This window comes from Skermanella aerolata KACC 11604, from assembly GCF_000936425.1.
GTDB lineage: Bacteria > Pseudomonadota > Alphaproteobacteria > Azospirillales > Azospirillaceae > Skermanella > Skermanella aerolata.
The window spans coordinates 1-1,414 of sequence record NZ_AVFK01000159.1; the positions used below are offsets into that span (position 1 = coordinate 1).

At 68.0% G+C, this 1,414-nt stretch carries 1 protein-coding gene; it reads right to left on the bottom strand.

Annotated elements, in window-relative coordinates; genetic code table 11:
• Positions 1–74 precede the first annotated feature (74 nt).
• Entirely contained in the window at positions 75–1,412 is a 1,338-nt protein-coding gene (locus N826_RS38945) for an IS30 family transposase (protein ID WP_247870484.1), read from the bottom strand.
• Positions 1,413–1,414: the final 2 nt, after the last annotated feature.

The following is a 1,414-nucleotide window of genomic DNA, read 5'->3' on the forward strand; positions in this document are numbered from 1 at the left end:
TGGTCGGCGCAATCCCGCCGGAGTGAAGCAGCAGGCGGCAGCCTGGATGACTGATCAGCGCAGCCTGGGCGGATTCAAGCGGGCGTCGCAACACTCCCTGTATGAATGGATTTGAGGAACAGGTCCAGAGCCTCGGCAGGGGTTTTCCAGTCAAGCGTCTTTTGGGGTCTGGTGTTGAGAGCGAGCACCACGGCCGCGAGATCGCCGGCGGTATGCACGCTGAGATCAGTACCCTTCGGAAAGTACTGGCGCAGCAGTCCATTGGTGTTCTCGTTCGTGCCGCGCTGCCAAGGGCTGTGAGGGTCGCAGAAGTAGACATGGATCCCGGTGTCGATCCGCAGATGTGCGTGCTGTGCCATCTCCACGCCCTGGTCCCAGGTCAGCGACTGCCGCAGGTGCCCGGGCAAGGTGGTGATCGTGCGCATGATGGCGTCGCGGACCGCTTCGGCGCCATGGCCGGCGAGCGCCGGCCCGTTCCTGACACGCGGCCCACTGGCGTGACCCGGCATCGGGGGCAGGTGGAGCAGCAGCGTGAACCGCGTCGTGCGCTCCACCAGGGTGCCGATCGCTGACCCTCCCAGGCCGATGATGAGGTCGCCTTCCCAATGCCCCGGCACCGCCCGGTCAGCCACCTCAGGCGGGCGCTGGCTGATCATGATCTCCGGAGCGATGAAGGACTTGCCCCGCCTGCGGGTGTGGGCCCTCGGGACGCGCAGAGCCCGCCCGCTCCTCAGGCAGGCGGTCAGGTCACGGCGCAAGGCTCCGCGGCCCTGGATGAACAGCGCCTGGTAGATGGCCTCATGGCTGATGCGCATCGTCGGGTCCTCCGGATAGTCGAGCCGCAGGCGGCGGGCGATCTGTTCCGGGCTCCACGCCCTGGCCCACCGTCGGTCCTGCCGGGGTCCGTGAGGGCGGCCCTTCCACGTCACAATCGGTCTGTGAACCGCTACCCCGTCCGGGGTGACGACCGTGCCGGCCAGACGATCCTGCACGTACTGCCGCAGCGCCGGGTTGACCACCAGCTTGGTCAGCTTTGGGCGGCGCGCCGAGCGGTCGGCATGCCATTGTGCGGCCGTCGCTCGATAATCCAGGCCACCGCTGGGAGTGGCGGCATTCCGCCGCAGTTCCCGGGAGATGGTCGAGGTAGCCCGCCTCAAGCGGCGGGCGATCTCCCGGACGCCGTGCCCCTGGGCACGCAGCAGCGCGATCTCCTCCCGATCCGAAAACAGCAGGTACCGCTCCGAAGGCGGTGTCGATGATGATGCAAACCCCGCTGGTGGCATGCCGCCCGCCTCCCGGAACCAACGTGTTCCCACGGCGGGCGACACACCTGTACCGGATGCCGCATCCTCGCTCGACAGCCCAGTCGCGATCGCCTCCCAGAACCGCCGGCGATCCTCACGTTGCGCCACGG